The organism is Tyzzerella sp. An114 (assembly GCF_002161055.1).
Classification (GTDB): domain Bacteria; phylum Bacillota; class Clostridia; order Lachnospirales; family Anaerotignaceae; genus Fimicola; species Fimicola cottocaccae.
The window spans coordinates 1-1,551 of record NZ_NFLT01000057.1; the positions used below are offsets into that span (position 1 = coordinate 1).

A 1,551-nucleotide genomic window follows, 5' to 3' on the forward strand; every position below is an offset into this window, starting at 1 on the left:
TTCATTTGTTTCAGGTTCTTGATAGTGAAATTTTTCTGATGAGTCAGCAAATTTCTCAACAGATTTTTTGAATAGACAATGGATTTTTTCTTGTAAATATGTAAAATCCATTTGCTTTAGTAAGCGAAAAAACATTGAAAGATAGTGGTCAAGAATATAACTTTTGTCATCAAGAGTAAGTTTTAATTCATTGATTGAGTTAAAAATTTCTGAAAACTTATGTGTGTTTTCATTGTGGTTAGAAATAAAATAATTAAAAATATCCATAAAATAACCCCTTTATTTTGAAGTTTGCAGAGCAACTTGTGGTATATAAACTCTGATAGAATGAAGTGTCAAGATATAATTGTTTTCAGAAGAATAAAAACATCAAAAAATGTGATGTGACAAGACTGAAATAATGGCTGTATTAGGGCTGTGTTTGCCTTTGTGTAAAGACTTGTGAAGGAGGTGGGATAATTATACCTAAATAAAAATAAATCCTGTTTAAGGCTATTTTAAGCGAAGTTGAAAAAGATAAAATTAGTTAAAAACAGAATAGGTTAATAAACTTATGCGAACCAAAGGGTTCGCTTTTTTTATGCCTATATTTGCCCTTGTGTGAAGTTTTTATAGAAAGGTGGTGTTATTAATGGGCAAGATATAATAAAGGCAAATTTGGGCAAATATTGAGAAGTTTCAGAAAGGAGGCTTTTATCAAAAAAAGTTAGATAAAAAGAAGCGAAATTTCAAGTGGAATTTCAAGGCAAAAATATGGCTTTGATAGGGGGGATTTGTGAGGAAAATAAAAGTGCAGGTTAAATTTCAACGCTTTGGGCGTTGAAAGTTTCCTCAAATCGCCCGCAGTGCGGGGATTTTTTCGCAACGCTCGTAAAATACGATTAACGCTCGTGTCAGAGTTATCCAAGTTAATAAATTAATATTTACTTAGAAAACAAAGGGTTTTAGGCTAACGCTTATGCCGACTCAAAGGAGGTTTTAAGACATATGAATGAAGAATATAGAAAACAAAGATACACAGTATGGCTTACAAAAGAAGCTGTGGATAAAAGTGATTCAGCTGTAATAATAAAAAAATTTGCAAACAGAAGTGATTTTATAGAAAAAGCAATTCATTTTTATTCAGGATATATTTATCAAGAACAACACTCAGAAATTTTATCTGATGTTATTACAGAATCTATGGAAGGAATAATAAAATCATTAGAAAATCGTTTCGGTAGGTTGCTTTTTAAAATTGCAGTTGAGATGGCAAAACTGGAACAAATGCTTGCAGCGATAAATGAAATGGACGATGAAACAATTGAAAGATTACATAAACGTTGTGTAGATGAAGTTAAAAAAATAAATGGAATAATAAAAATGGAAGATGCTGTGAAATATCAGAGAAGAGATGATAAATAGCTGTAAATATAATTGATAAAATAAATAAAAATTAAATTTAGATATTATAAGGACTATAAAAAAGAACTTTTACTTATCCTTTTATTGATTTGTAAAGGTTCTTTTTTTATGAAAATTTAAGGAGGCATATAAAATGAAATATGATTA

At 29.2% G+C, this 1,551-nt stretch carries 2 protein-coding genes; one reads left to right on the forward strand and one right to left on the reverse strand.

The features are described from left to right. Nucleotides 1-267 (reverse strand): hypothetical protein (locus B5E58_RS13200; protein ID WP_330395663.1); only part of this gene is annotated, 267 nt, incomplete at its 3' end. Between the two features lie 720 nt (nucleotides 268-987). Between B5E58_RS13200 and B5E58_RS13205 the strand changes: the two genes are divergently transcribed. Continuing rightward, complete coding sequence (locus B5E58_RS13205; RefSeq protein ID WP_088110094.1) at nucleotides 988-1,404, forward strand: hypothetical protein; 417 nt, start codon at nucleotides 988-990, stop codon at nucleotides 1,402-1,404. The last annotated feature ends 147 nt before the right edge of the window (nucleotides 1,405-1,551 follow it).

Bases quoted from the DNA above. Each gene is read 5' to 3' on its own strand.
- B5E58_RS13205 (WP_088110094.1), top strand. From the start codon at position 988: ATGAATGAAGAATATAGAAAACAAAGATACACAGTATGGCTTACAAAA.